Source organism: Kordiimonas sp. UBA4487, from assembly GCF_002389025.1.
Lineage (GTDB): Bacteria > Pseudomonadota > Alphaproteobacteria > Sphingomonadales > Kordiimonadaceae > Kordiimonas > Kordiimonas lacus.
The window spans coordinates 479241-504185 of the sequence record NZ_DGNR01000015.1; the positions used below are offsets into that span (position 1 = coordinate 479241).

The 24945-nt window shown below is 56.0% G+C and carries 25 protein-coding genes and 2 tRNA genes; 18 read left to right on the forward strand and 9 right to left on the reverse strand.

Annotation, left to right across the window (positions count from 1 at the left end):
* Positions 1–108 precede the first annotated feature (108 nt).
* Positions 109–969: a squalene/phytoene synthase family protein gene (locus tag B3Z17_RS18665; RefSeq protein ID WP_286831356.1), complete on the forward strand. Its 861-nt coding sequence runs from the start codon at positions 109–111 to the stop codon at positions 967–969.
* A 118-nt stretch (positions 970–1087) separates the two neighbouring features.
* Here the strand turns inward: B3Z17_RS18665 and B3Z17_RS18670 are convergent, their stop codons facing one another.
* Complete coding sequence (locus B3Z17_RS18670; protein WP_068306345.1) at positions 1088–1303, reverse strand: hypothetical protein; 216 nt, start codon at positions 1301–1303, stop codon at positions 1088–1090.
* 131 nt (positions 1304–1434) lie between these two features.
* On the opposite strand from B3Z17_RS18670, the gene B3Z17_RS18675 reads away from it, so the two are divergent.
* Together B3Z17_RS18675 and B3Z17_RS18680 are read left to right on the forward strand one after the other, a co-directional pair.
* Positions 1435–2292, forward strand: a complete 858-nt coding sequence (locus tag B3Z17_RS18675; protein WP_286831360.1) for a tetratricopeptide repeat protein — start codon at positions 1435–1437, stop codon at positions 2290–2292.
* Positions 2293–2409: 117 nt separating this feature from the next.
* Positions 2410–2715, forward strand: coding sequence for a chorismate mutase (locus B3Z17_RS18680; RefSeq protein ID WP_068306342.1), 306 nt, complete (start codon positions 2410–2412; stop codon positions 2713–2715).
* Positions 2716–2718: 3 nt separating this feature from the next.
* Here the strand turns inward: B3Z17_RS18680 and B3Z17_RS18685 are convergent, their stop codons facing one another.
* The 4 genes from B3Z17_RS18685 to B3Z17_RS18700 all read right to left on the reverse strand — a co-directional run bounded on the left by B3Z17_RS18685 (position 2719) and on the right by B3Z17_RS18700 (position 6348).
* On the reverse strand, positions 2719–3060 hold the full coding sequence (locus B3Z17_RS18685) for a TraR/DksA family transcriptional regulator (protein WP_286831364.1): 342 nt from the start codon (positions 3058–3060) through the stop codon (positions 2719–2721).
* A gap of 312 nt (positions 3061–3372) precedes the next feature.
* A complete protein-coding gene (locus tag B3Z17_RS18690; RefSeq protein WP_068306338.1) occupies positions 3373–4455 on the reverse strand; it encodes a ferritin-like domain-containing protein in 1083 nt (360 codons plus the stop codon).
* Positions 4456–4637: 182 nt separating this feature from the next.
* The gene (locus B3Z17_RS18695; RefSeq protein WP_286831369.1) at positions 4638–5996 is read right to left on the reverse strand and encodes an ammonium transporter; all 1359 of its coding nucleotides are present in this window, start codon (positions 5994–5996) and stop codon (positions 4638–4640) included.
* Positions 5997–6009: 13 nt separating this feature from the next.
* Entirely contained in the window at positions 6010–6348 is a 339-nt protein-coding gene (locus B3Z17_RS18700) for a P-II family nitrogen regulator (protein ID WP_068306335.1), read from the reverse strand.
* A 259-nt stretch (positions 6349–6607) separates the two neighbouring features.
* Here B3Z17_RS18700 and B3Z17_RS18705 point away from each other — a divergent pair, with 259 nt between their 5' ends.
* Positions 6608–7186 (forward strand): glutathione S-transferase family protein, encoded by a 579-nt coding sequence (locus B3Z17_RS18705; RefSeq protein ID WP_286831372.1) that lies wholly within the window; start codon positions 6608–6610, stop codon positions 7184–7186.
* Positions 7187–7192: 6 nt separating this feature from the next.
* On the opposite strand, the gene B3Z17_RS18710 is transcribed toward B3Z17_RS18705, so the two are convergent.
* Together B3Z17_RS18710 and B3Z17_RS18715 are read right to left on the reverse strand one after the other, a co-directional pair.
* Positions 7193–7648, reverse strand: a complete 456-nt coding sequence (locus tag B3Z17_RS18710; protein ID WP_139167453.1) for a hypothetical protein — start codon at positions 7646–7648, stop codon at positions 7193–7195.
* A 122-nt stretch (positions 7649–7770) separates the two neighbouring features.
* Positions 7771–7860, reverse strand: a tRNA-Ser gene (locus B3Z17_RS18715).
* Positions 7861–8136: 276 nt separating this feature from the next.
* Here B3Z17_RS18715 and gyrA point away from each other — a divergent pair.
* Entirely contained in the window at positions 8137–10896 is a 2760-nt protein-coding gene (gyrA, locus tag B3Z17_RS18720; RefSeq protein ID WP_286831375.1) for a DNA gyrase subunit A, read from the forward strand.
* A 58-nt stretch (positions 10897–10954) separates the two neighbouring features.
* Here the strand turns inward: gyrA and B3Z17_RS18725 are convergent, their stop codons facing one another.
* Positions 10955–11590: a LysE family translocator gene (locus B3Z17_RS18725; RefSeq protein ID WP_286831377.1), complete on the reverse strand. Its 636-nt coding sequence runs from the start codon at positions 11588–11590 to the stop codon at positions 10955–10957.
* A gap of 126 nt (positions 11591–11716) precedes the next feature.
* Here B3Z17_RS18725 and coaD point away from each other — a divergent pair, with 126 nt between their 5' ends.
* The 4 genes from coaD to tgt all read left to right on the forward strand — a co-directional run bounded on the left by coaD (position 11717) and on the right by tgt (position 15073).
* Positions 11717–12235, forward strand: coding sequence for a pantetheine-phosphate adenylyltransferase (coaD, locus tag B3Z17_RS18730; RefSeq protein WP_068306328.1), 519 nt, complete (start codon positions 11717–11719; stop codon positions 12233–12235).
* A gap of 72 nt (positions 12236–12307) precedes the next feature.
* The gene (locus B3Z17_RS18735; RefSeq protein WP_206594922.1) at positions 12308–12796 is read left to right on the forward strand and encodes a peptidylprolyl isomerase; all 489 of its coding nucleotides are present in this window, start codon (positions 12308–12310) and stop codon (positions 12794–12796) included.
* A gap of 96 nt (positions 12797–12892) precedes the next feature.
* Entirely contained in the window at positions 12893–13927 is a 1035-nt protein-coding gene (gene queA / locus B3Z17_RS18740) for a tRNA preQ1(34) S-adenosylmethionine ribosyltransferase-isomerase QueA (RefSeq protein WP_286831382.1), read from the forward strand.
* A 3-nt stretch (positions 13928–13930) separates the two neighbouring features.
* Positions 13931–15073 (forward strand): tRNA guanosine(34) transglycosylase Tgt, encoded by a 1143-nt coding sequence (gene tgt, locus B3Z17_RS18745; RefSeq protein WP_286831385.1) that lies wholly within the window; start codon positions 13931–13933, stop codon positions 15071–15073.
* Here the strand turns inward: tgt and B3Z17_RS18750 are convergent, their stop codons facing one another.
* Positions 15074–16555: an alpha/beta hydrolase gene (locus B3Z17_RS18750; RefSeq protein ID WP_286831388.1), complete on the reverse strand. Its 1482-nt coding sequence runs from the start codon at positions 16553–16555 to the stop codon at positions 15074–15076.
* Positions 16556–16718: 163 nt separating this feature from the next.
* On the opposite strand from B3Z17_RS18750, the gene B3Z17_RS18755 reads away from it, so the two are divergent.
* The 9 genes from B3Z17_RS18755 (at position 16719) to B3Z17_RS18795 (ending at position 24933) form a co-directional block, all read left to right on the forward strand.
* Positions 16719–16794: transfer RNA gene (locus tag B3Z17_RS18755), tRNA-Lys, on the forward strand.
* 182 nt (positions 16795–16976) lie between these two features.
* Positions 16977–18053, forward strand: a complete 1077-nt coding sequence (locus B3Z17_RS18760; RefSeq protein WP_286831390.1) for a lytic murein transglycosylase — start codon at positions 16977–16979, stop codon at positions 18051–18053.
* A 4-nt stretch (positions 18054–18057) separates the two neighbouring features.
* Positions 18058–18831, forward strand: a complete 774-nt coding sequence (locus tag B3Z17_RS18765) for a septal ring lytic transglycosylase RlpA family protein (RefSeq protein ID WP_286831392.1) — start codon at positions 18058–18060, stop codon at positions 18829–18831.
* A 16-nt stretch (positions 18832–18847) separates the two neighbouring features.
* Complete coding sequence (locus tag B3Z17_RS18770) at positions 18848–20023, forward strand: D-alanyl-D-alanine carboxypeptidase family protein (RefSeq protein ID WP_286831395.1); 1176 nt, start codon at positions 18848–18850, stop codon at positions 20021–20023.
* Complete coding sequence (gene tmk / locus B3Z17_RS18775; protein WP_068306311.1) at positions 20023–20676, forward strand: dTMP kinase; 654 nt, start codon at positions 20023–20025, stop codon at positions 20674–20676. Before B3Z17_RS18770 ends, tmk begins: the two co-directional genes overlap by 1 nt.
* On the forward strand, positions 20673–21779 hold the full coding sequence (locus B3Z17_RS18780) for a DNA polymerase III subunit delta' (protein ID WP_286831399.1): 1107 nt from the start codon (positions 20673–20675) through the stop codon (positions 21777–21779). Before tmk ends, B3Z17_RS18780 begins: the two co-directional genes overlap by 4 nt.
* Positions 21780–21812: 33 nt before the next feature.
* Entirely contained in the window at positions 21813–23366 is a 1554-nt protein-coding gene (gene metG / locus B3Z17_RS18785) for a methionine--tRNA ligase (RefSeq protein WP_286831401.1), read from the forward strand.
* Positions 23366–24181: a TatD family hydrolase gene (locus tag B3Z17_RS18790; RefSeq protein WP_286831403.1), complete on the forward strand. Its 816-nt coding sequence runs from the start codon at positions 23366–23368 to the stop codon at positions 24179–24181. Before metG ends, B3Z17_RS18790 begins: the two co-directional genes overlap by 1 nt.
* Complete coding sequence (locus B3Z17_RS18795; RefSeq protein ID WP_286831406.1) at positions 24178–24933, forward strand: MBL fold metallo-hydrolase; 756 nt, start codon at positions 24178–24180, stop codon at positions 24931–24933. The genes B3Z17_RS18790 and B3Z17_RS18795 overlap by 4 nt, the downstream gene beginning before the upstream one ends.
* The last annotated feature ends 12 nt before the right edge of the window (positions 24934–24945 follow it).

Genomic DNA, 24945 nt, shown 5'->3' on the forward strand with positions numbered 1-24945 from the left:
TTTCACAAGAAAAACAATGGGATGGGGTTTATTGGCGACCGTAGCACCCGATATTTGGGCCAGTAAATTCTGTTGCAAAACGGCACTGCTAACGCCATGGTGCGCGCCATGGAAACCAAGCTGCAAAATATCGATTATTGCCGTCAACAGGCGCGGGAACATGATGCCGACCGCTATTATATGAGCCTGTTCGCACCAGCCGCCAAGCGCCCTGCGTTATGGGCCCTGATTGCCTTTAACCTGGAAGTCAGCAAGACACGGGCCGTGGTCTCTGAGACGATGTTGGGCGAAATTCGGCTGCAGTGGTGGCGCGAAGCCCTTGATAGCATTGCCGCAGGGACACCTCGCGCCCATCCGGTGGTTGAAGCTCTGGCTGCAGAACTTCTCGATTTTGCCGCTGTGCTTCCATTCTTGGATGAAGTTATAGACACCTGGTCCGACGACTTTGGTGGCGCACAGGTTACCCTCGCTAGCCTGGAGGGCCATGCCCACGGAACGGGTGGCGCGCTGAATGCCGCGATGCTGCTTGCCTTGAACCCGGATGCCGACACAACCCAAATCGACGTTGCGCGCAGGGCAGGTCAAGCATGGAGCTTGATGGGAACCATCCGGGGCCTGCCGCATGAACTCGCCAATCCCTCGAGTGATTGGCAGGACCTGCTGGCACAAAGCAGTAATACCGCAGCGCAGGAGGAAACGGACAAGCGTGATCAACTGGTCAGTGCGATCCAGCCAACGGTACAGCGGCTGCTCGGTTCAATTGGGGATAGCGTCGAAAGCCTCAAGCAGCATCTTTCCGAGGTAAGAGGGGATGCTGCACTCCGATTTGCGCTTGGCCTGATGCCCCTGATTATGCTTGAGTTTCGCGCAGTCAGACGTGTCGGTGACGACTTGATGGCTTTGGATAAGCATTTGCCCGGTAATGCCAGGAAGCTGCTGGCCCTGATGAAGTATCACTTTTTCGGTTAACCAGCTGGTGTCGTGCGCCAGAATCCACATTAGATTCAAAATTTACAAGCACTAAAAGCCCGCAAAATCAATTGCAGGCTCATACCATGTTCAATAGAAGTCCGGCGTTCTGCCTAAACTACGCTTGAATGTCTACCTTTTCGCCAACGCCAGCACCAGTATCGGAAGGTTCAACTTCTTTCCGTTCAATTTCGGAATCTTCCGCACTTTTGCGTTCGGTGGCAGCAGACTCAAGCGCTCCAGACCGACCTTGCCCCGCAATCGCGGCTGCACTGGTATTGGCTGTTCCTTGAATGTCCATTTTTTTCTGCTCCAACTGCGCGTGAATACCCATGACACGCGCTTTCTCAGCGTTTATGACTATACAGCAATTGACCGTAATCGACAAATAAATCGGGATTTGACCGGGTTAACAGCCCAAATCCGTGTTTTTCTGTCGATGAACGGCCCAAAACCGGGGGCATAATGCTTAAAATTTTATCCAACCGAATCAAATTCATACCTTTACTGTTACTGGCGGCTTGCGCAGCTGGCGGACCGGAAAAGCGGGTTAACCACGGCGAAGGGCCTGTATCGGCACGAGCAAGAAACACACTGGCCAGTGAAGACCCTGCCGGCCTGGTTACGGTGGCAGAAGGATTTGAGCGGGCAGGAAACCTGGAGGGCGCTTATAACCTCTACAGCCAGGCAGCAGCCGCTGACCCCAACCTGATGGCCGCCAAGCTTGGCATTTCTCGAGTGCTTGCCAAAACCGGACGTCTGGATCAGGCCCAGGCCATTCTTGACAACCTTGGCCAACAGTTTCCTGACGCATTAGAGCTAAAGCTGACGCAGGTGGACGTCGCCATCATGCGGGCCGACTATGCGGTCGCTGACGCGGAACTGTCGACTGTAATAACCCCTGACACCACTGACCTGACGCAACTGATACTGGCCGGCCAGCTGGCCCAGGTTACTGGTAACGCCCGCCGGGCCCGCATCATGTTTGACCGGGCCCTGGTTGTTGCACCCAGTCATCCTGGCGTCATACGCAATATGGCACTTTCGTTCGCACTGGAAGGTGAATTTGAGACCGCCGTTGCGTTGCTGCAGAAGACGCTGGACATGCCCGCCAGCGTGACACCCAGCAAGCGATCACTGGCGCTCGTTTATGCCTTATCAGGCCAGAAGAAGGCTGCACAGGTCATTGCCGGCGGGGCGACTGACGAGTCTGAATTCCAGCGCATGAGCGTGGCGTTCGATCTGTTACCGCGGCTGAACAAGAGTGAGCAGGCTGCCCTTCTGATGTTTGACCATCTGCCGCGGGACATCATGCAGCGCTAATGCTGGCCCCAATGAGGCAAAATGTCCCCTTGAATGATGACGCGTTGCCCGCTAATGAAGCCTGCAGATACACATGGCCCTGCAGCCAAACGTGCAAGAGTATAAAAAGGAAGTGCGGTGAAACAGTGCAATGACATGAAAGAAGTTCGTGAGGAAATCGACCGGGTAGACCGTTTGATCGTGCCACTGCTTCTTGAGCGACTGGAGTATATTGCACAGGCGGGGCACATCAAGCCGGACCGCGATACCGTGCGCGACAATTGGCGGGTTGAGGATGTCGTGTCAAAAGCCAAGGCGACGGCCGCCAACATGGGCGGCAACGAGGCTTATATTGAAGATGTTTACCGGCATCTGATCGAATGGAGCATCAACCACGAGTTCGATGTATGGGATAGCGCCAACAAGGACACCAAGCAGGCGTAGTCACTATTTGATGCAAGCCGTGCAGGTGCAGACTGTCGGGTCCAGCTCCAGCCGCTTTTCAGCAATTTCTTCACCACAGAGGGTGCAATAGCCGAATTCGTCTTCCTCGAGCCGGGCGAGGGCCGCTTCGATACGTGCCAATGTCGCGCGTCGCCGTTCGGCTATGGCATTATTCATCGCCTGTCCCTGAAGCGCATCCATGCGTGACAGACGCCCGACACGGGACTGATCAAGCTCCACGGCCTGACGGCCTTCAAGGGCTTCCTTGTCGAGGTTCTCAAGCTCCTGCCGCAGTCGAAGCAGCTTCCCGGACCAATATGAGGATTTTTTTTCGTTTTTCGCCATGAAATTGATGATAGGCGGAAGTCGAATATCATTTCTAGTTCAAATTGAAGAAGGTGATTTCTCAAGGGCCGTATGGTTGCATTTTCATTCATATTTCACGGCCAATGCATACTTGGCCAATCGGTCAGGATCGTTTTCCAGCTATGTTCTTGAATGATCGATGAAATATTTGTCTTTGAAAAGGGCTGAACCCTAATATAATATGGTTATGTAACGTTCATAAACGGCTATTTGCCGGAGCGTTACCTAACCCAGAGGGCTTACCCCCATCGCCCTCTGGGTTTCTTATTGTCCAAATGTCATGACAAGCTGTTATTCGGCCGCGGACTGTCCCACAGCGATTGTTTCATCCACATGCTTGCGGCGTGCGTCATGTTCGTCCGCCACAGCCATATCGTTTGCCTGCATGGCGTCGATGTCGAGATTGGCAAACCCGAGGATACCCATCTGGCCGTATGCGTGCTGGATCTTGTCTCCCCACAGCCCAATGTCTTTGACAATAGGAACGATCCGGCTGAACAGGTTTGTCCGGAACATTTTCATGCCCTGGCTGTTCTCAAGGAACTCCAGACACTCTTTCATTGGATAGCCCAGGTTTTCCCATACTTCCTTGTTCTGGAAGCGGTCACGCATCAGGTAGCAGGCCTCAATCAGGAATTCTTCCCGCTCGTCGCGCTCCGACTGGGTCAGTTCAGGGTAATAGTCCCTAAGCGCGAGACGCCCGAAAGCCACATGCCTGGCTTCATCCTGCATGACATAGGCATTGACAGCCGACGCGAGGGGGTCTGTGCTATGGTCGCGAATGTTGGAAAAGGCGGCAAGGGCCAGCCCCTCGATCACCACCTGCATGCCCAGATAGGTCATATCCCAGCGGCTATCGCGCAGCACTTGATCCAGCAGGGTTTTAAGCGGCCCGGTGATCGGATAGGCGAGACCGATCTTTTCCACCAGTTTCTTATAGGTTTCAACGTGCCTGGCCTCGTCCATCACCTGGGTAGAGGCATAGAATTTGGCTTCCATGTCCGGAACGTTGGTGACGATCTTGGCGCTGCATATCAGCGCGCCTTGCTCGCCGTGCAGGAACTGGCTGTTGCTCCAGGCTGCCTGGTGGAGCCGCGCTTCACCTTGTTCCTTCGGCGACATTTTCATGAAGAAGTCGGCACCATAAAGCGGGAACAGTTCAATTGGGATGCCCAGTGGGTTGCTTGGGTCCAACTCATGTGACCAGTCAATGCGGGATTCAGTATCCCACTGCATGCTCTTGCCCTTATTATAAAGGCCAAGCAGGTCTTTGCGGTCATCGCCATAGTTCCAGTTGAACAGGGCTTCAAAATCCTGGGGAACCTCCCAGGAGCAGTCCTCTAATGCTGTCGCGTACAGTGGATCCAGTGCCATCGAATTCATCCCTCCATCTTCCCGTACATTTGTAGACGAGACAGTCTAGTAAAGAAACAAAAACCCCGCAACCATAATGACAATATTGTCAATAGGTTCACCATAAAAAAGGCAGCCGCGAAAACTCGCGACTGCCGAGGTTACCAGGGAGAGAAGGGCTCCGAGGTTAAAGAGGTAGGCCTTTAGAAGCTGAGCTTCTGCGAGCCTTTGCCGAATTCCGGATAAGCTTCCAGACCGAGTTCGGCGAGGTCAGAACCAAGCTCTTCATCAGCTTCAGCAAGACGGATGCCAATGGTGTACTTGAGCGCAAGCCATACGATCGCGCTTGCAACAACCACAAAGGCACCGATTGACAGAACGCCGACAAGCTGAGCCATGAAGGTGATGTCTGGGTTCGTGATGGCAACAGCCAGCGTGCCCCAAATACCGCACACGAGGTGAACGGACACAGCACCAACAACGTCATCAATCTTGAGCTTGTCAAAGAACGGTACCGCGAACACCACCAAGACACCGCCAACAGCACCGATCAGCGTAGCTTCAAGCGGAAGCGGCGTGTCTGGACCTGCAGTGATGGATACCAGGCCTGCGAGAGCACCGTTCAGCACCATGGAAAGGTCGACTTTCTTGTAAACAAGCTTGGTCGTAACCATTGCCGCGAATGCACCACCAGCGGCAGCCATGTTGGTATTCACAAAGATGTTGGAAATGGCGATGCCGTCAGCCGCTGAACCCATAGCAAGTTGGGAAGCGCCGTTAAAGCCGAACCAGCCGAACCACAGGATGAAGGTACCCAGTGTGGCAAGCGGCAGGCTTGAACCAGGCATTGGGCGAACCTTGCCTTCAGCCGAATAACGACCAAGGCGCGGACCCAGGATCAGGGCACCGACAAGGGCTGCCCAGCCACCAGTGGAATGCACAAGCGTGGAGCCGGCAAAATCTGCGAACTCTGAGCCAAAGGTTTCAACGAAACCGTCAGAGTTCAGCCAGCCGCCACCCCATTCCCAGGACCCCTGGATCGGGTAAATCAGGCCGGCCAGAACAGCCGTAAAGATAAAGAAGGGGAACAGCTTGATGCGTTCGGCCACTGTACCGGACACGATCGAAGCCGTGGTCGCCACAAACACCATCTGGAAGAAGAAGTCAGAGCCTGCGGCATAGCCCGCCGGGTCATGCTCAGCGGCCTCAGCGAGTGCAGCTGCATCATCAGGCGACCAGAGTGAGAAGAAGGTACCGAAATAGCCGGATACATCCATATACATCAGATTGTAGCCCATCAGCATCCACATGATGCAGGCGATAGCATAGAGCGATACGTTCTTGACGCAGATGTCAGCAACGTTCTTGGAGCGAACAAGGCCTGCCTCAAGCATTGCAAAGCCAGCCGCCATCCACATAACCAGGAAGCCGCCGATCAGGAACAGAAGTGTATTAAAGATATAAGCGGTCTCGCCTGAGACTTCAGCCCTAACAGGAACTGTCATCAGCGTCGCGCCGAGGCCAGCGAGAGCCAGCTTTTTGAGTGTCGATTTTTCAAACATTGATAATGCTCCCTTAAAGCGCAGCCGAATCTGTTTCGCCGGTCCGGATACGGATCACCTGATTCAGGTCGAGCACGAAAATCTTGCCGTCGCCGATCTGGCCCGTATGGCCGCTTTGCTGAATGGCCTCGATGGCTTGCGCCGCCACACCGTCATCGGTGGCAACTTCGAGTTTTACTTTGGGCAGAAAATGAACTTCATATTCGGCACCACGATAAATTTCCTTCTGGCCGCGCTGGCGCCCATAGCCCTGAACCTCGGTTACGGTCATGCCGTTGATGCCGATTTCCGCCAGGGCATCCCGAACTGGATCAAGCCGGTGCGGCTTAATGATCGCGATGATGTATTTCATGACAACTCCCTATGGTTGGTCTCGTTCGGGAGCCTTAACAGCATGTTCCGTGCCAGTTGTTGAAATATAAGGATAGCAACGGTTTCAGGAGCTTTACGAAAATTGCTGATGTGAATTTATGCACAAAAAATGTCGATTGCACAAAATTTAATCAGTTAGATGAGCTTAACGGAGGCAGGGCGAAATATCGCGTTATGCACGGAAAACGGAGTGGTATGCTGCGCACTAACAAAAAGCCAACTTCGACAGGTGGAAAAACATGAAAATCTATGGCGATAGCCGCTCGGGCAACTGCCTCAAAGTCAAATATGTCTGCGACTTTCTGAAGCTCCCATATGAATGGGAAGAGCTGGATGTCCTCTCTGGCGTCACCCGCACGCGCGAGTTCCTGGCGAAGAACCCGGCCGGGCAAATTCCCACGGTTCTGTTTGATGACGGACGGATGCTGGCCCAGTCGAATGCCATCATGCGCTATTTGGCGCGCGGTAGCAGCCTGATCCCCTCTGACGAGTGGGAACAGGCCAAGATGGATGAATGGTTGTTTTGGGAGCAATATAGCCATGAGCCGGCCATTGCGGTGGTGCGCTTCCTGGTGGCACTCAAAGGCACGCCCCTGAAAGAAATTGACCCAAACCTCATCAAAAAAGGCGATGCTGCGCTGGACCGCCTGGAAAAGCGGCTCAGCAAGCATGACTATCTGGTTGGGGATGCACTCTCGCTCGCAGATATCGCGCTTCTAGCCTATACGCAGTTCGCGGAAGAGGGCGGCTTTTCCCTGGACGGTCGGCCGGCAATCAAACGCTGGCTGGCGCGCGTCAAGGCTGGCCTTACAGGCTAGGCCCTCTTAATTGTTGTCCGGCGCCTGCAGGGCGCGGGCACGGCGCTGGGCTTCGATGATGGCATCGGGGCCCGCTTCCATGCAGCGGCTGGCAAGCATGCCGAAAACTTCCTGCCCGTCCGTGGCCTGGCCGGTCATGACTAACTGGAAGCCGTGCAGCCCCGCCGCTTCGCCCATCAGCTCAAGGCTGCCGTCACCCATACTGCGGATCGCCTTTTTGACATCGGCGCTGCCTTTCCGCTCAACTGCCTTGGACATGCGCTCAAGCAGATCCTTATTTTTGCCGGACACCATTTCCACAACTTCAGCGAAGGTCAACGGCATCAAAAAGTCGATCGCGGCTGCCCCGACATTGCCATAGTAGCTGCAGACTTCCTGCTTGTCGGCTGCCTGTGTCGCCGGCCCGGTAAGGCTGGCAGCCAGCCCAATCACCAAACCTGCTGTCGTCAATTTCTTCTTCATTGGCTTTCTCACACTTGGTTTCATTGCAGCCATGATGGCAAAGCTGCCTGAACCCGGGCTGAATGGAAGTGTCATCATTTCAGAGCGCAATAAAAAAGGCCACCCGAAGGTGACCTTTTTAATGGCGGGCAGGGTGGGATTCGAACCCACGAAGGGCTTGCACCCTTGCCGGTTTTCAAGACCGGTGCATTCAACCGCTCTGCCACCTGCCCAGATGGTGATAAGTCGAAAACTGGGGAGCTTTTTAGCGACTGTTTTCCTGTCCGTCCAGCCCAATTATCGGGAAAATTCATCTATATGGAAAAAGCCTGTGGAAAAGGGGCCTTCCCGCCTTGCACACGGGCCTCTTACTTGTTAGACAAGTTTGTTCAGTCACACCATATATCGGGGGTACCCGTGCGCGTGTTGACTATATATTTGAGTTTTTATTTGTTTCGGGGACCGCGGTGTCATGATCTGGACGCCGCACAAGCAAGGGGCTGAAGCTGGTGAGCGATAACACACCCATTACGCCGGAAGAGCGGAATATCCAGCCAATCACCATCGAAGATGAGATGAAGGCGTCGTACCTCGATTACGCCATGAGCGTGATTGTATCGAGGGCATTGCCGGACGTGCGGGACGGCCTGAAGCCGGTGCACCGCCGCATTCTCTTCTCCATGCACGAGCAGGGCTATGAGTGGAACAAGCCGTTCCGCAAGTCGGCGCGTATCGTCGGTGACGTGATGGGTAAATATCACCCGCACGGCGACAGCGCGATTTACGACGCCTTGGTGCGGATGGCGCAGGACTTCTCCATGCGCGCACCACTTGTTGACGGCCAGGGTAACTTCGGTTCCATGGACGGCGACAGTGCGGCAGCCATGCGTTACACCGAAGCCCGGATGGACAAGGTTTCCTCGATGATCCTCGCGGACATCGACAAGGATACCGTCAACTTCCAGCCGAACTATGACGAAAGCGAGCATGAGCCGATTGTTCTGCCTGCGCGTTTCCCGAACCTTCTGGTAAACGGTGGCACCGGTATTGCTGTTGGTATGGCCACAAACATCCCGCCGCACAGCCTTCGGGAAGTGATCGACGGCGTCTTCGCGGTTATCGACAATCCTGAAATTGACGCCATGGGCCTGATGGAACACATCAAGGGCCCTGATTTCCCAACCGGCGGCATTATCATGGGTGTTGGCGGTATTCGCCAGGCCTATGAAACCGGCAAGGGCTCGATCACGATCCGCAGTCGCACGCATGTTGAAGAAATCCGCAAGGACCGCTGGGCTATCGTGATTACCGAGATCCCGTTCCAGGTGAACAAGTCCTCAATGATCGAAAAGATCGCCGAGTGCGTTCAGCAGAAGCGGATCGAAGGCATTTCTGACATCCGCGACGAAAGTGACCGCGACGGCGTTCGCGTTGTGATCGAGCTGAAGCGCGACGGTGTGGCCGACGTGATTCTCAACCAGCTGTATCGTTTCACCCCAGTTCAGACCAGTTTCGGCATCAATATGCTGGCGCTTGATGGCGGCCGACCTGAGCAGCTCTCACTCAAGCGCGTGCTGCAGGCCTTCATCGACTTCCGTGAGGAAGTGATCACCCGCCGCACCAAATTCGAACTGGCAAAAGCACGTGACCGCGCGCACATCATGCTTGGCCTCGTGACGGCTGTCGCGAATATCGATGAAGTGGTCGCTACCATCCGGACGGCGCCATCGCCGGCTGCGGCGCGCGAAGCGCTTGCTGCCCGCAAGTGGGACGCCACGGAAATCCTGCCGTATCTTGAGCTGATCAATGAGATGAGCCACCTGAATGACGACGGCACCTATCAGCTGTCTGAAGCCCAGATCAAAGCCATTCTCGACCTGCGCCTGCACCGCCTCACAGCGCTTGGCCGTGATGAGATCGGCGGCGAGCTCGAGGAACTGGCACTCAAGATCCGCGAATACCTTGAAATCCTTCAGTCCCGCGTAAAACTTTACGAAGTGCTGCGCGGCGAGCTTGAGGCTGTACGCGCCGAGTTTGGCGACGACCGCCGCACCGAGATCGACATGAACGCCATCACAGGCTTCGATGACGAAGACCTGATCGCACGAGAAGACATGGTGGTGACAGTAACGCAAAGCGGTTACATCAAACGTGTACCACTGTCGACTTACCGGGCGCAGCGCCGTGGCGGTAAAGGCCGGTCCGGCATGCAAACGAAGGATGAGGATTTCCTCTCCACCGTCTTTGTTGCCGACACCCATACGCCGGTGCTGTTCTTCTCGAACCTCGGCCAGGTCTACAAGATGAAAGTGTGGAAGCTGCCGCTTGGCACGCCGCAGTCCAAAGGCAAGGCGGTGATTAACCTGTTGCCGCTGAAGCAGGGCGAAACCATCGCAACCATCCTGCCGCTGCCGGAAGACGAGGACAGCTGGGGTGACCTGCAGGTTATGTTCGCGACCGCACACGGTAACGTCCGCCGTAATAAACTGTCTGATTTCTCCAACGTCATGTCGAACGGCAAGATCGCCATCCGCTTCTCTGAGGAAGACGATAAGCTGATTGGCGTTGATGTATGCACCGAAGACGATCATGTGCTGCTGGCGGCTAAGAAAGGCCGTGCGATCCGCTTCAAAGCTACTGACGTGCGCCTGTTCGCGGGCCGGACATCCACCGGCGTGCGCGGCATGAAATTCGGTGCGGGCGACGAAGTGGTATCCATGCGCGTGATCAACGGCACGGATGCTTCGACAGAAGAACGTGATGCCTACCTCAAGGCTGCCCCCTGGAAAGCAGAACCGGGCGAGCGAACGCTGTCTGATGAGCGTATGGCGGAACTTGAAGCCTGTGAACAGTTTATCCTCACAGTGACGGACCAGGGCTTCGGTAAGCGCACATCCAGCCATGAATACCGCCTGACGAACCGTGGCGGGCAGGGCATCTGGAACGTGCCATCTGACGAGCGCTTGCGCCAACAGATCGGTGACGTTGTGATGGCATCGCCAATCACGGCTGACGAGCAGATCATGATGGTAACAGATCACGGTAAGCTGATCCGGACGCCTGTTCATGACGTTCGCATCGCATCGCGCAACACCAAAGGCGTGACCCTCTTCAAGGTAGCAGAAGGCGAACACATCGTGTCTGTCGCCAAGCTTCAGGAAACTGAAGAAGATGAAGAGGGTGAAGAAGGTGCAGTTGAGGGCGAAGCTACTGAAGCAGTAGAGGCGCCAGCAACCGAAGATGGGCCTGATGCTCCAGAAACCGAATAGAGCAATCTTCAGTTAAATTAATACTTTAGCGCCCGGCCTTCATCCTGTAGGTCGGGCGTTATTTATTGATCAGGAGAAGAGCGCAGGCGCCAACCGCCAGTATGGTGCCGGAGATCTTGCCAATCAGGGAAACCGAGCCTTTGCGCCGCAGGATTTCCCGCGCGCCGGTAGCAGCCAGCACCCAGACACAGTCGAGGATCGGGGCCAGAACGGCAAACACAATGGATAGCGTGATCAACTGCGGCATGGCAGGCATATCAGGCGAGATAAACTGCGGGAAGAATGCTGCGAAAAACAGAATGGCCTTGGGATTGGTTGCTGCTACAGCAATGGCTGCCTTGAAGGCTTTTGCCGGCGTGCGCTCGACCACAATCCTTTTAGGGTCGTCTCCGCTGTCATTTTTTCTGAAAGATTTGAAGGCCAGATAAGCAAGGTAGGCAGCGCCGCCATAGCGCACAGCAGTCAAGACGTCATCTGACAGAAACTCGATGATGGCGGAAAATCCAAGCAGATACACAGCAAGCATCACAATACCGACAACTTCGGCACCAGCCACGACGGCAAACCCATGCTTGGGGCTCTCGTTCAGCGTTTCGGCGATAATCAGACTGACAATCGGGCCCGGAGTGAGTACCAGGAGCGTCACAGCACCAACAAACAGCCAGAAAAGAAGGGGGTCAACAGGCAAAGCCATAACAAAAAGTTCCTCGACAGCGTCTGAATGTGCTCTAAATGGCACTTGGCCCTTGTTTTTTTGGGCAGTTTCGGGAATGTTGCTGGCAAGCAACGATATTGCAAGACTTTTTCTTGGGGAGTAGCTGTGACCAAACAGCGAATAGGCGTATATCCAGGCACGTTTGATCCAATCACCAATGGGCATCTTGATATCATCAAGCGCGGTTTGCGCCTTGTGGACAAGATGGTTATCGGTGTCGCAACCAACCCCAGCAAGGACCCGCTCTTCACGCTTGAAGAGCGCGTTGAGATGGTGGATTGCGGTGCACGACCACTGGCGGAAGAGGCTGGTGTGGACTTTGAAGTCGTTCAGTTTGACGAACTTCTGATGCATTTTGCCGAGCGCGTGAACGCTTCCATCATCATCCGCGGCTTGCGCGCCGTGGCTGACTTTGAATATGAATTCCAGATGACGGGCATGAACTATCAGATCAACCCGGACATCGAGACCGTATTCCTGATGGCAGACCCGCGCTACCAGACAATTGCCTCACGCCTTGTCAAGGAAGTCGCGCGTTATGGCGGCAAGATCGAAAGCTTTGTTCCCGCTGATGTGGCTGCAGCCGTTGTGAAACGGGTTGCCGAATCCAAGCGGGCGCAATAGGTCAGGTTTCAGCGAATAGAAGTATCTAAAATGAAACGTATTCTTATTTTACTAGCAATGATGGTGGGCTTCATGAGCGACTCAAATGCAATGGAACTGGATAAAGAAAACACCCTTTATCTTGATTTGGAATCCGGTCGTGTGGTGATTGCCATGCGCCCCGACAAAGCCCCGAAACATGTGGAACGGATCAAGCAGCTGGTGCGTGAAGGCTTCTATGACGGCCTCATTTTCCACCGTGTGATCGAAGGTTTCATGGCCCAGGGCGGTGACCCGCTTGGCACCGGCACAGGTGGTTCCGGCCAGAACATTCAAGCCGAATTCAACGACCTACCACATATGCGCGGTACGGTTTCCATGGCCCGCGCCGCATCACCAGACAGCGCCGACAGCCAGTTCTTTATCTGTTTCAACCGCTCTTCCTTCCTGGATGGTGAATATACCGCCTGGGGCCGCGTTGTTGCCGGCATGGAGCATGTTGATGCAATCAACCGGGGTGAGCCACCGGCCAACCCAAGCAAGATCGTTCGCATGCAGGTCGCGGCTGACGTCAAAGAATAAGTATAGCCATATGGCACGCAGGGAAGGCACCTCATTGGGGGTGCCTTTTTTGTTGCCGCTTGTCCTTTGTCTCGACTTCCGATAAAAGCCCGCCCCATGGATGTAGATGTTTTTGATTTTGACCTGCCGAAGGAACGGATCGCGCTTAGGCCTGTAGAGCCGCGCGATGCCGCACGCATGCTATTGGTCAACAACGGCACGCTTGTTGACGCGGGCGTCCGTGACCTGATCGACCAACTGACCGAAAAGGACGTGCTGGTCACCAATGACACACGGGTCATCCCCGGGCGTCTCACCGGAAAGCGCGGCGAAGCCAAGGTCGAGGTAACGCTCCATAAGCGGGAAGACGCCACCACCTGGCGCGTGTTTGCCAAGAACGCAAAGAAATGTCGTCTCGGCGACACGCTTGATTTCGCAGGCCTTCAGGCAGAAGTGGTCCATGTCGGTGAAGACGGCGAGCGTACGCTGAAGTTCAACGTGGACCCGGCCGCCATGACGGCGGCGCTCGAGACCCACGGCGTGATGCCGCTGCCGCCCTATATCGCATCCCAGCGCGGCGTGGATGAGCGCGACAAATCTGATTACCAGACTGTGTTTGCCCGCGAAGATGGCGCCGTGGCCGCGCCAACAGCAGGCCTGCATTTCACGCCTGCGATGTTGGCGGCCCTGGACGCAAAAGGCATCAAGCACCACACAGTCACGCTGCATGTCGGGGCAGGGACCTTCCTGCCCGTGAAGGCCGAGCGCACAGAAGATCACAAGATGCACAGTGAATGGGGCGAAATCACCCCCGAGGTTGCAGCGGCGCTTAATGACGCACGTGCGAACGGCGGCCGGATTGTTGCAGTGGGCACCACATCGCTCCGGCTTCTTGAAAGTGCGGCAACCGACGACGGTGTCATACATCCGTTCTCCAACGACACAGATATTTTCATCACGCCAGGATACCACTTCAAAGGCGTGGACCTCTTGATGACCAATTTCCATCTGCCAAAATCCACGCTTTTCATGCTTGTATCGGCCTTTGCTGGCCTTGAGACCATGAAAGCAGCCTATCAGCACGCGATTGCGGCCGAATACAGATTCTATTCCTATGGCGACAGCAGCTTGCTGTATCCCGAGAAAAGGTGATCCATGCGCGAACGCTTCAAATATGACATCCACGCCACCGATGGCACGGCCCGGACCGGCACCATCCAGATGATGCGCGGCGACATCCGCACGCCCGCCTTCATGCCAGTGGGGACGGCGGGGACGGTTAAGGCCATGATGCCCGAAAGTGTCCGGTCCACCGGCGCGGATATCCTGCTTGGCAACACCTACCATCTGATGCTGCGCCCAACGGCTGAGCGCGTACACAAGCTGGGCGGCCTGCACAAGTTCATGAACTGGGACCGGCCGATACTGACTGACAGTGGTGGGTTCCAGGTGATGTCCCTGACGCAGCTGAGGAAAATGAGCGAAGAGGGCGTGACCTTCCAGTCGCACCTGGACGGCAGCAAGATCTTGCTGACGCCTGAGCGGTCCATGGAAATCCAGCGCCTGCTGGGGTCCGACATCGTGATGTGCTTCGATGAATGCACACCGTACCCCGCGACCGAAGACCAGGCCAGGCAGTCCATGGAACTGTCCATGCGCTGGGCGCAGCGATCCCGTGACGGGTTCGATAGCGGCGCAGACCATGCAGCCCACTCTGCACTCTTTGGTATTGTCCAGGGTAGCGTCTATGAAGATTTGCGCTTCCGTTCGATCGACGCGCTGCAGGAAATCGGTTTCGACGGCTATGCTGTTGGTGGCCTGGCCGTAGGTGAAGGCCAGGAAATGATGTTCCGGGTGCTTGATTTCACCATGCCGCGCATGCCGAAAGAGACACCGCGCTACCTGATGGGTGTTGGCAAGCCAGACGACATTGTGGGTGCGGTTGAACGCGGCATCGATATGTTCGACTGCGTGATGCCAACCCGGTCAGGGCGCACAGGACAGGGCTTTACCTGGCGCGGTGCCGTCAACATGAAGAACGCCCGCCACAAGGACGATATGCGTCCCATTCAGGAAGGCTGTGCCTGCCCGGCCTGTACGCAGTACAGTCGGGCTTATGTGCATCACTTGATCCGCGCGGGCGAAATCCTGGGTGCCATGCTGCTCACGTGGCATAACCTGCAATTCTATCAGGACCTGATGGCCGGCCTGAGGCAGGCAATCAGCGACGGCCGTTTGACCGAGCATGGAAACAATTTCCGCGAGACCTATGCCCTTGGGGATATTGACCCGCTTTAACTAGCGGACGACGACCGGTGAGTAGAATCTGAGCGACAAGTCATCGCTGCCGCATGCCGTCCGGGCCATGCGGGCCTTTGGTGCATCCCAGAAACTGATGACATCTTTAAGCACACACGCTTTCTGGGCATGGGTAACGTGCCCAAGGGACCTGTAACGGCGCATTGCGTACTTTGACTTGGTCGCGAACGCAGCCTGGACCACATCTGGTGGCGTCACGGGGTCAAGCTCCCCACTTAAAACCAATGTCGGCACATCGGGCAGCGAAGGCGTGTCGAAACGCGCAGGTGGCGTTACCCCCAATGATCGGCATGCATAGTCCTGGCGCCACGCCAGGTAGCTGAGGAACGGTGCCATATCCGGATGCCTGAGCTTGTCATCCTCCAGCGCCCTGTACATTTGCTGCATGGGAAGCTCGCGGCAGCGGATCAGGTGGTGCATCCCGGTGTTCAGGCCATCCCCTGGGTACAGAAGCCGATCCAAGAGCAGGCCGAAGCGTTCCCGCATATGGTCGGGGGACGCAACGATATAGGGCAGTATAGCGGCGCGGGCAGGAGACCTCAGCGCATGGAAACTACTGATCAGGAGCTGTTCCCGGGTTGGTCGGGCATAGGCATCAATCTGACCGGTCCTGATGTCCTTAAGCGCAACAGGCTCTCCCGTCACAGCGTTCTGGTTGGCAATGCCTTTCAGGAGGTCGCGCTCCAAACGCGTTCTTTTGCCCGGGCAATAAAAATGATCCCTGCAATAGCCGCTCAATGTCTTGAGCGCCGCATGAAAGTTCTCACCGGTGTGCCAGAAGCCCTCAACCCATGGCGTCTCTGGCGAATCTAACGTCTGTGTCAGTGTGGCGGCCGTATCGCGTGCGGCCAAGGCAAGCGCGACCCTGGCGCCATACGATTCGGCAAACAGATGCCAGGCCCCAATGCCCATATCTTGCCGCAGGCGCTGCAGTTGGATTGCGATGCTGTCAGTCCCGAGGGTATCAGCCACACCGGATGACAAGGTTTCCTGTATTTGCCCGAAACAGCGCGCCATTTTTTCGGCATGCTGTTCACGGCCGTAAATGACCGCGTCATCTGGGTCGGGGGCGATGCCCCAAACTGCTTCTGCAGCATTGTCGCTGTGGCAGTCCAATTGTTGCAGGCCGTCCGCAACTGCAGGTACCAGAATCACGCGACCGGTGGATTTCGCCAAGGCCGTAAATCTTTTCCTCTGGGGCGCCACCAGGCTTCCAGGTCCACCCATCAGGTAAAGAACGGGCGCTTTTATAGTGTCGGTCGCTGTGTCCGGTTTGAAGAGATAGACATCAAGGAAGGATCCGGCGAACCTACATAACGCTTCTTCTGCGCTTTCTGCCAGAAAGCTACCGTCACATATCGTCGGTTCTGAACTTTCCTTTATGAGGGACGCGTTCGCTGGGCTGTAGAAAGCGCCTAGGAAAAACGTGATCGCTGCTGCTGTCGTTATAAATTTCTTCATGAAATTCAGCTTATCCTGCCTTTGAAATCGGCGCAATTCCGGGGTGCATAGAAGGGCTGTCAGAAAAATTTCATTTTAGGTGACACTTTTGCTTGACGGTCCGGAATGATGCCCCTATGTTCCGCCGCGTTCCCGGGGAAACACCTCGAGAGCGAATTTGTGAGGGCCCGTAGCTCAGCTGGTAGAGCAACTGACTTTTAATCAGTAGGCCACAGGTTCGAACCCTGTCGGGCTCACCAATTCCGAAAGGCTAGCGTGAAATATCGCTAGCCTTTTTTCGTTTCCGCCGTCACCACCTTCTTTCCCACGAAATAATTGAAACTGCCTCGAAAAAGCCGCCTTTCTCGACTTGTATTTCAGGGGCAGGACAGCCTAAAGTCTAGACACACTTAATCACTCGGAAAAGGGAGCGGTATCACCGATGCAAACACGGCGTGTTTTGAAGTCTGTCCTGGGAATTTTCCTGTCCTTATCTGTTTCACATGCCTGCCTCGCATCAGACGAAGCCGCACCGACCACCGTTACAGAACCGGAACCTGCGCAGGATGCCGCCTTCAAGTCCTGGCTTGACGGTGTTCGCACCGAAGCGCTGGAACGCGGCATCAAATCTGAAACACTTGACCAGGTACTGCCTACTATCGTGCCGGTTGAACGGGTTATCAAGCGCGACCGCAACCAGCCGGAAGTCAAGCAGACTTACGCCCTGTACCTCAAAAGCCGAGTCAGTGACTGGCGCAAGGAAAAGGGTGCGCTGATGATGAAGGAGCACGCGGACGCGCTGCGGTCCGCGGGCGAGCGTTTCGGCGTCCAGCCACGCTTTATTGCAGCCATCTGGGGTATTGAGACCAATTATGGCACCGTGCCGCTGAGCTATTCAGTATTCGACGCAGTGGCGACACTGGCATACGACAAGCGCCGTGCCGCACGGTTCCGCCGTGAGCTTTTTGCTGCGCTGGAAATCCTTGATAAAGGCTACGCCGATTTTGATCTGATGAAGGGGTCCTGGGCCGGTGCAATGGGTCAACCCCAGTTCATGCCGGAAAATTACCTGAAATATGCCGTCGACCATGACGGCGACGGCCACAGGGACATCTGGACCAGCAAATCGGATGTGTTTGCATCCATTGCCCATTACCTGAAGTCATACGGCTGGCAGGATGACCAGACCTGGGGACGCAAAGTCAAGCTGCCAAAAGGCGGTGAAGCCAGCCTGCAGGGCACCCAGGCCGATGGCATCCAGCCTGACCGGTGGTGTGCCGCTTATAAAAGCATGGGCGTATGGCGTGACCTGCAGGAATGGCAGGAGCTGGGTGTCCGCCGCCTGAACGGCAAGGATTTGCCGCCGAGGTCTATCCCCGCTGCCTTGATTGTCGGCGACGAAGGGGATGATGAAGGTTATTTGGTGTACCGCAACTTCTGTTCGGTCATGCGCTATAACCCGTCCTTCAAATACGCTTTGGCTGTCGGGCTTTTGTCTGACGTAATCGCGAAGGACTAGCCACATGCGCAATCTTGTCCTTCTGATGATCCTGAGTGCTTTCCTGGCAGCTTGTTCTTCGTCCATGCGCCCGATCGGTCGCATGCCTCAGAACGACGAACTCCCACGCGGCAGCCAGGGAGTAGAGCGCAAGGTTGGCAAGCCATATAAGATTGCCGGTGTCTGGTACACGCCCGCTGAACAGCCGAATTATGACGAAGTCGGTTATGCGTCCTGGTATGGCCGGGATTTTCACGGCAAGAAAACGGCAAATGGCGAAATCTACAACATGAATGCGCTGACAGCGGCCCACAAGACGTTGCCACTGCCAACCTATGTTAAGGTCACGAACCTGGAAAACGGCCGAACGATCCTGCTGCGCGTCAACGACCGTGGACCTTTTGTCAAAGGCAGGATCATTGATATCTCCCGACGCGGGGCTCAGCTTCTGGGCTTCGACAAGCAGGGCGTCACGAAGGTCCGGGTTCAAGCCGTTGATGAGCACGGGCGCGTGCCAAAGCTGCCGAGAACCCAGACGGCCCGGAGTGCCCCCCCGGGAGACGCCCACTATATTCAGGTTGGTGCCTACAGCCAGCGAGAGAATGCCGAAATTCAGGCTGGGCGCCTGAAAGGCCGCGGCCATGACGCCCGGATTGAACAATCGGCGTCAAACGGGCGCATGCTTTGGCGTGTGCGGGTAGGGCCCTTTATTGAAATGCTTCTCGCGGAAGAGAAGCTTGACCGAATTGTAGCTGATGGGTTTTATGAGGCCCGAATTTTCACTGAATCGACGCGATGAGAGACAAGGGAAGGCAATGTTTAAAATGAAACTGGCACTAATCGGATTGACCATTTCAGCGCTACTGGCTTTTGCTTTGCCGGTATCTGCCCAGCAAATGGCGACCCCGGCAAAGCATGCCATCCTTCTTGATGCCTCGACCGGCAGCATCCTGTTTGAAAAAGACGCAGATGAACCTTTCCCACCTGCGTCCATGAGCAAGCTGATGACAGTCTATCTGGCGTTTGACGCCATCAAGCAGGGCACCATGCGTCTTGATGACAAGGTTGTGGTGTCAGACGAAGCCTGGCGCAACTGGAATAACCGTGGGTCCACCATGTTCCTGCGTGCCCGTGATGAAGTGACGGTTGCTGACCTGCTTCGCGGTATCATTGTGCTGTCAGGAAACGATGCATGTGTCGTTCTGGCTGAACATATGGCTGGCTCGCAAGAGGTCTTTGCCGACTGGCTGAACGCCAAAGCCACAGAGATGGGGCTCACGGGTAGCCATTTCGTCAACTCAAACGGTTGGCCGGCAGAAGGCCATGTGATGACCGCGCGCGATTTGGCGACCCTTTCAATGCATCTGGTTAATGACTTTCCGGACCTCTACCCAATGTTTGCCGAGCGCGAGTTTCTTTATAAAAACTTCGACAGCAACAAATATAACCGCAATCCGCTGCTGGGCCGCTTTGCCGGCGCTGATGGCCTGAAGACCGGCCACACGGAAGAAGCCGGCTACGGCTTGGCGGCATCTGCTGAACGTGATGGCCGCCGTCTGGTTCTGGTTGTTGCGGGTCTCAGCTCCATGAACGAGCGGATGCGCGAAAGCTCGCGCCTTATGCAATATGGTTTCCGCAATTTCAGCCACTATCCGCTGTTCAAGGCTGGTGAAACCGTTGACTATGCCGAGGTTTGGCTGGGCGAAGACAAAACCGTCCCAATGGTTGTGGCGGAAGACGTAGCCCTGACCATGTCCCGCCTGCAGCGGGCCCAGATGAAGGTCAGCGTGGAATATACCAACCCAGCGCCCGCGCCGATCACGACGGGCGATAAACTGGGCGAGTTGGTTATCGAAATGCCTAACCGCCCGGGCCTGCGGGTACCGCTGCTTGCCGGACAGTCGGTTGAAGAAGTTGGTGGCCTTGGCAAGATCGGTGCAGCCTTTGAATATCTGATCTTTGGATCAGCTGGCGCGGAGCCCGGTAATTGATGGACGATATTTCGCCGAAATTTATCAGTTTCGAGGGCGGCGAAGGCGCAGGCAAGTCGACGCAGATCAAGCTGCTGGCCAAATGGCTGACCGGCAGGGGCGTTGAAGTTGTCATGACCCGCGAGCCAGGCGGTTCCACTGGCGCCGAAGAGATACGTGAGCTACTGGTAAAAGGCGAGACTGATCGCTGGACACCCATGAGCGAAGCGCTGTTGATGACCGCTGCCCGTGCCGAACACGTGGAACGGACCATCAAGCCGGCGCTCAAACGCGGCGTTTGGGTACTGTGCGACCGCTTCTTTGATAGCACCATTGCCTATCAGGGCGGTGCCCGCGGCCTTGGCATCGACAAGATGCGGGAATTGCAGGATATGGCCCTGCATGGCCTGACGCCTGACCTGACCTTCATCCTGGACCTTCCTGTGGATGTTGGCCTGGCACGCGCTTGTGGCCGCGAGGCGTTGCGCGAAGACCGGGAAGACCGGTTCGAGCGCATGAATTTTGCGTTTCATGAAAATATCAGGGATGCGTACCTCAAGATTGCAGAATCTGAACCAGATCGCTGCGTGGTGATTGATGCCAACCGGGATATTACGACGCTGCAGAATGATCTGCGGGCCGAAGTGAACCACAGGCTTGTGGGCATGAAATGAGCGAAGAAGCCGCCATATCGCGCCATCCACGCGAAACCACAGCAGTTTTCGGGCACGAGGCCGCAGAACGAGGGTTCCTGTCTGCCTTCAACGCGGACCGTCTGCACCATGCGTGGCTGATTACCGGGCCAAAGGGCATTGGCAAGGCCACGCTGGCCTGGAAATTCGCCAAGTTTCTGCTGACACAGGCCAATGCAGATGCTGGGCCGGGCCTGTTCGGTGACGATCTCCCTCAAGAAGCCACCACATTGGATGTGGACCCGGAAAACCCTGCTATTCAACGTATTCTGTCCGGTGGGCACGGGGGTGTCGCCATTGCGGAACGGACAGAGAATGAGAAAACCGGCAAGCTGCGCAACGATATCGTCATCGACGATGTTCGCAAGCTGACTAGCTTCTATTCTCAAACCTCCAGTGAGGGCGGGTGGCGTGTCGCGATTGTCGACGCGGCCGACGAAATGAATGCCAATGCGGCGAATGCGCTTCTGAAACTTCTTGAGGAACCACCTGCCAAATCCATATTGCTTCTGGTCGCCCATTCACCCGGCAAACTGTTGCCGACAATCCGGAGCCGCTGCCGCACCCTGAAGCTGAAGGCACTTGGGGAAGAAAGCGTGAAGGCTGTTCTGGTATCCCGCTACCCGACGCTGGGGAGTGAAGACCTGAACGCGTTGGCGCGGCTCTCGGGCGGGGCGCCAGGCAAGGCGATCGAACTGGCTGAGCTGGGCGGCGTGGGCCTATACCGCGATATGGCTTCACAATTGGTGCGCCTGCCGCGTCTCAATATCCCGGATGTTCATGCGCTGGCGACCCGCCTGGCCAACCCAAAGGCGGACGCAGAATACCGCCTGTTTGTCGAGATGTTGCTCGGCTGGGTGGAGCGCCTTGTGCGCCAAAGTGCAAGCGGCGTTGGCATAAATGACATCATGCAGGGTGAAAGCGCTGAAATGGCCCGAATTTCTGCTACTGCCGGGCTTGATAACTGGCTTGACCTGTGGGAAAAGATGGGCCGTTTGGTAAGTCGGGCTGACGCCGTAAACCTTGACCGCAAGCAGGTGATTGTAAACCTGTTCACGTCTATCGGCGCTTTGGCACGCGGCTAAGCCGATTTTATTTTATTCAGATACGAGAATGATATGACCGACAGGCCGTCCTATTACGTTACGACGCCAATCTATTATGTGAATGACGTTCCACATATTGGCCACGCTTATACGACCCTTGCTTGCGACATGCTGGCGCGGTTCAAGCGGCTGGACGGCTATGATGTCATGTTCCTGACCGGCACGGACGAACACGGCCAGAAGATCGAACGCTCTGCGGAAAAAGCAGGTGTTGACCCACAGGCTTTCTGCGACAGGGTCTCGGATCGGTTCAAAGAACTCGCGGCCGCCATGAATTTCTCGAACGACCAATTCATCCGCACCACAGAAGACCGCCACAAGAAAGCCGTGCAGCACCTTTGGAAGGTCCTTGAGGAAAAAGGCTTCATCTATGAAGACAGCTATTCCGGCTGGTATTCCGTGCGTGACGAGGCTTTCTACGCCGAAAAGGAACTGACAGTCGGGGAGGGCGGCGAGAAGCTTGCGCCCACCGGCGCGCCGGTTGAGTGGGTTGAAGAGCCCAGCTATTTCTTCAAGCTTTCCGCTTTTGAAGACAAGCTCCTGGAGCTTTACGATACCCAGGAAGATTTCGTCATGCCGAAATCGCGCCTCAATGAAGTGCGCAGCTTCGTTAAAGGCGGCCTTGAGGACCTTTCGATCTCCCGTTCCAGCTTCAAGTGGGGCGTGCCCGTCCCGGGTCATGAAGGCCATGTGATGTATGTCTGGATTGACGCGCTGGCCAACTATCTGACGGCTGTGGGCTACCCGGACGAGGGCGCTGAGGCCTACAAGACCTATTGGCCGGCAAATGTTCATATGGTGGGCAAGGATATCCTGCGCTTCCACGCCGTATACTGGCCCGCCTTCCTGATGGCGGCTGACCTGCCGCTGCCAAAGCGGGTGTTCGCACACGGCTGGTGGACCAACGAAGGGCAGAAGATTTCCAAGTCTCTCGGCAATGTCATCGATCCGTTTGAGTTGATCGACACCTATGGCCTCGATCCCGTGCGCTTCTTCCTGATGCGGGAAGTGCCCTTCGGCAATGATGGCGATTTCTCCCGCAAGTCCTTTGTGCTGCGCTGCAACTCGGAACTGGCGAACGGTATTGGCAACCTCAGCCAACGCACGCTGTCCATGATCCATAAAAACTGTGATGGCGCCATTCCAACTCCAGGTGAATTAACCAGTGAAGATAAGAAGTTGCTGAGTGATATTGAAGCAACACTTGATATTGTTCGCGGTCATATGGACAAGCAGGCATTCAACTTTGCGCTGGAGGCCATCTTCGCCCAGGCAAGCGCGGCCGACAGCTATATTTCCGTGCAGGAGCCCTGGAAACTGAAGAAGACCGACCCAGAGCGCATGAACACGGTTCTTTACGTGCTGGCAGACGCCATCCGCCAGATCGCCATTATGGCGCAGGCCATCATGCCGGAAAGCATGGACAAGCTCCTGAGCCAGATGAATGTGACTGAGCGCGGCTTTGACCAGATCGGCAGCACGCACCGGATTGCGCCTGGCACCGAAATTCCGAAACCAGAGGGCGTTTTCCCGCGCTTTGATCTGCCGGAAGAGGATGCAGCCTGATGGCTGACTATGGATATATTGTCGATAGCCATTGCCACCTGAACTACAAGCAGCTTCGCGAAGACGAAACTGGCGCCGTAAATCGCGCCCGTGAAGCCGGCGTGGGCTGCATGCTGGCGATCAACACCAAACTGCGCGAGTTTGACGAGATCCGCGAGATTGCTGAGAAGTATCACGATGTGTATGGCACCGTGGGCATTCACCCGCATGAGGCGGAGAACGAACCGGATGTTGCCGTAGCAGCGCTTGTGGAGCGTGCCCAGCATCCAAAAATCGTGGGTATCGGCGAAACCGGCCTTGACTATTATTACGACAATGCGCCACGCGATATGCAGCAGGTGAACTTCCGCGCCCACATCACAGCCGCGCGTGAAACCGGGCTGCCGGTGATCATCCACACCCGCGATGCGGACGAAGACTGTGTGGCAATACTCAAGGAAGAGATGGCCAAAGGCCCGTTCAAGGGCGTGATCCACTGCTTTACCGCCAGCCAGATGCTGGCAGACGCGGTTTTGGAGATGGGCCTTTATATCTCGATTTCGGGTATTGCAACGTTCCGCAGCGCCAAAGACCTGCAGGAAACGGTGAAAACCGTTCCGCTGGACCGCTTGCTGGTGGAAACAGACGCGCCGTTCCTGGCCCCTGTGCCACATCGCGGCAAACCCTGTGAGCCCGCCTATGTGATGGATACAGCACGCTTTGTAGCAGAGCTGCGGGGCGATAGCTTCGAGGAGTTGCAGGAAGCCACTACGGCCAATTTCTTCAAGCTGTTCGATAAAGCCACGCCGCCAGAGCTGGCCCAGAGCGCGGCATGAAGCTGACCATTCTTGGCTGCGGCACGTCGGGCGGTGTCCCCAAGATGCCAGAATATTGGGGCGCCTGCGACCCCAAGAACCCGAAGAACCGCCGCCGCCGCGCCAGCATCCTGGTGGAGGAGGGCGACACAAGCATCCTCATCGATACCACACCAGACCTTCGGGAACAGGCGCTGTCGGCGGGCATGAAGCATGTCAGCGGCGTGTTCTATACTCACGATCATGCCGACCATACCCACGGCATTGACGACCTGCGCGGTTTCTTCCAGTCAACACGCCAGAAGGTGCCGGTTTATGGCGACGCCCAGACCATCGACACCCTGAAGCTGCGGTTCGACTATATTTTCAAAAGCCAGAACGGCTATCCCGCCATCTGTGCTGCAAAGGCCATCTCGGGCCCCACGAAAGTCGGCGACATTACCATGACGCCCTTTGAACAGGGCCACGGTGCTGGCATCAGCCTGGGCTACCGGTTCGGCGATATGGCTTATTCCACCGACCTGGACCGCATGCCCGAATCCGCCTTCGAGGCTCTTGATGGCGTGAAGGTATGGGTGGTAGATGCGCTCAGGTATGACCCTCACCCAACCCACAGCCATCTGGCCCAAACCCTGAAATGGATCGACCGGGTAAAACCGGAACTCGCCATCCTCACACATATGACCTGGGACATGGACTATGACGCCCTCAAGGCAGAACTGCCTGACGGCGTCGTGCCTGCATATGACGGTATGGTGATCGAACGCCCTTAATCAGCGCTTGGC

What these genes read in the sequence shown, in the direction of transcription:
- B3Z17_RS18665 (WP_286831356.1), top strand. Translation starts at nt 109, where the DNA reads ATGGAAACCAAGCTGCAAAATATCGATTATTGCCGTCAACAGGCGCGG.
- B3Z17_RS18670 (WP_068306345.1), bottom strand. Translation starts at nt 1,303, where the DNA reads ATGGGTATTCACGCGCAGTTGGAGCAGAAAAAAATGGACATTCAAGGA.
- B3Z17_RS18675 (WP_286831360.1), top strand. Translation starts at nt 1,435, where the DNA reads ATGCTTAAAATTTTATCCAACCGAATCAAATTCATACCTTTACTGTTA.
- B3Z17_RS18685 (WP_286831364.1), bottom strand. Translation starts at nt 3,060, where the DNA reads ATGGCGAAAAACGAAAAAAAATCCTCATATTGGTCCGGGAAGCTGCTT.
- B3Z17_RS18690 (WP_068306338.1), bottom strand. Translation starts at nt 4,455, where the DNA reads ATGGCACTGGATCCACTGTACGCGACAGCATTAGAGGACTGCTCCTGG.
- B3Z17_RS18695 (WP_286831369.1), bottom strand. Translation starts at nt 5,996, where the DNA reads ATGTTTGAAAAATCGACACTCAAAAAGCTGGCTCTCGCTGGCCTCGGC.
- B3Z17_RS18700 (WP_068306335.1), bottom strand. Translation starts at nt 6,348, where the DNA reads ATGAAATACATCATCGCGATCATTAAGCCGCACCGGCTTGATCCAGTT.
- B3Z17_RS18705 (WP_286831372.1), top strand. Translation starts at nt 6,608, where the DNA reads ATGAAAATCTATGGCGATAGCCGCTCGGGCAACTGCCTCAAAGTCAAA.
- B3Z17_RS18710 (WP_139167453.1), bottom strand. Translation starts at nt 7,648, where the DNA reads ATGAAGAAGAAATTGACGACAGCAGGTTTGGTGATTGGGCTGGCTGCC.
- B3Z17_RS18725 (WP_286831377.1), bottom strand. Translation starts at nt 11,590, where the DNA reads ATGGCTTTGCCTGTTGACCCCCTTCTTTTCTGGCTGTTTGTTGGTGCT.
- B3Z17_RS18735 (WP_206594922.1), top strand. Translation starts at nt 12,308, where the DNA reads ATGAGCGACTCAAATGCAATGGAACTGGATAAAGAAAACACCCTTTAT.
- queA (WP_286831382.1), top strand. Translation starts at nt 12,893, where the DNA reads ATGGATGTAGATGTTTTTGATTTTGACCTGCCGAAGGAACGGATCGCG.
- tgt (WP_286831385.1), top strand. Translation starts at nt 13,931, where the DNA reads ATGCGCGAACGCTTCAAATATGACATCCACGCCACCGATGGCACGGCC.
- B3Z17_RS18750 (WP_286831388.1), bottom strand. Translation starts at nt 16,555, where the DNA reads ATGAAGAAATTTATAACGACAGCAGCAGCGATCACGTTTTTCCTAGGC.
- B3Z17_RS18760 (WP_286831390.1), top strand. Translation starts at nt 16,977, where the DNA reads ATGCAAACACGGCGTGTTTTGAAGTCTGTCCTGGGAATTTTCCTGTCC.
- B3Z17_RS18765 (WP_286831392.1), top strand. Translation starts at nt 18,058, where the DNA reads ATGCGCAATCTTGTCCTTCTGATGATCCTGAGTGCTTTCCTGGCAGCT.
- B3Z17_RS18770 (WP_286831395.1), top strand. Translation starts at nt 18,848, where the DNA reads ATGTTTAAAATGAAACTGGCACTAATCGGATTGACCATTTCAGCGCTA.
- tmk (WP_068306311.1), top strand. Translation starts at nt 20,023, where the DNA reads ATGGACGATATTTCGCCGAAATTTATCAGTTTCGAGGGCGGCGAAGGC.
- B3Z17_RS18780 (WP_286831399.1), top strand. Translation starts at nt 20,673, where the DNA reads ATGAGCGAAGAAGCCGCCATATCGCGCCATCCACGCGAAACCACAGCA.
- metG (WP_286831401.1), top strand. Translation starts at nt 21,813, where the DNA reads ATGACCGACAGGCCGTCCTATTACGTTACGACGCCAATCTATTATGTG.
- B3Z17_RS18790 (WP_286831403.1), top strand. Translation starts at nt 23,366, where the DNA reads ATGGCTGACTATGGATATATTGTCGATAGCCATTGCCACCTGAACTAC.
- B3Z17_RS18795 (WP_286831406.1), top strand. Translation starts at nt 24,178, where the DNA reads ATGAAGCTGACCATTCTTGGCTGCGGCACGTCGGGCGGTGTCCCCAAG.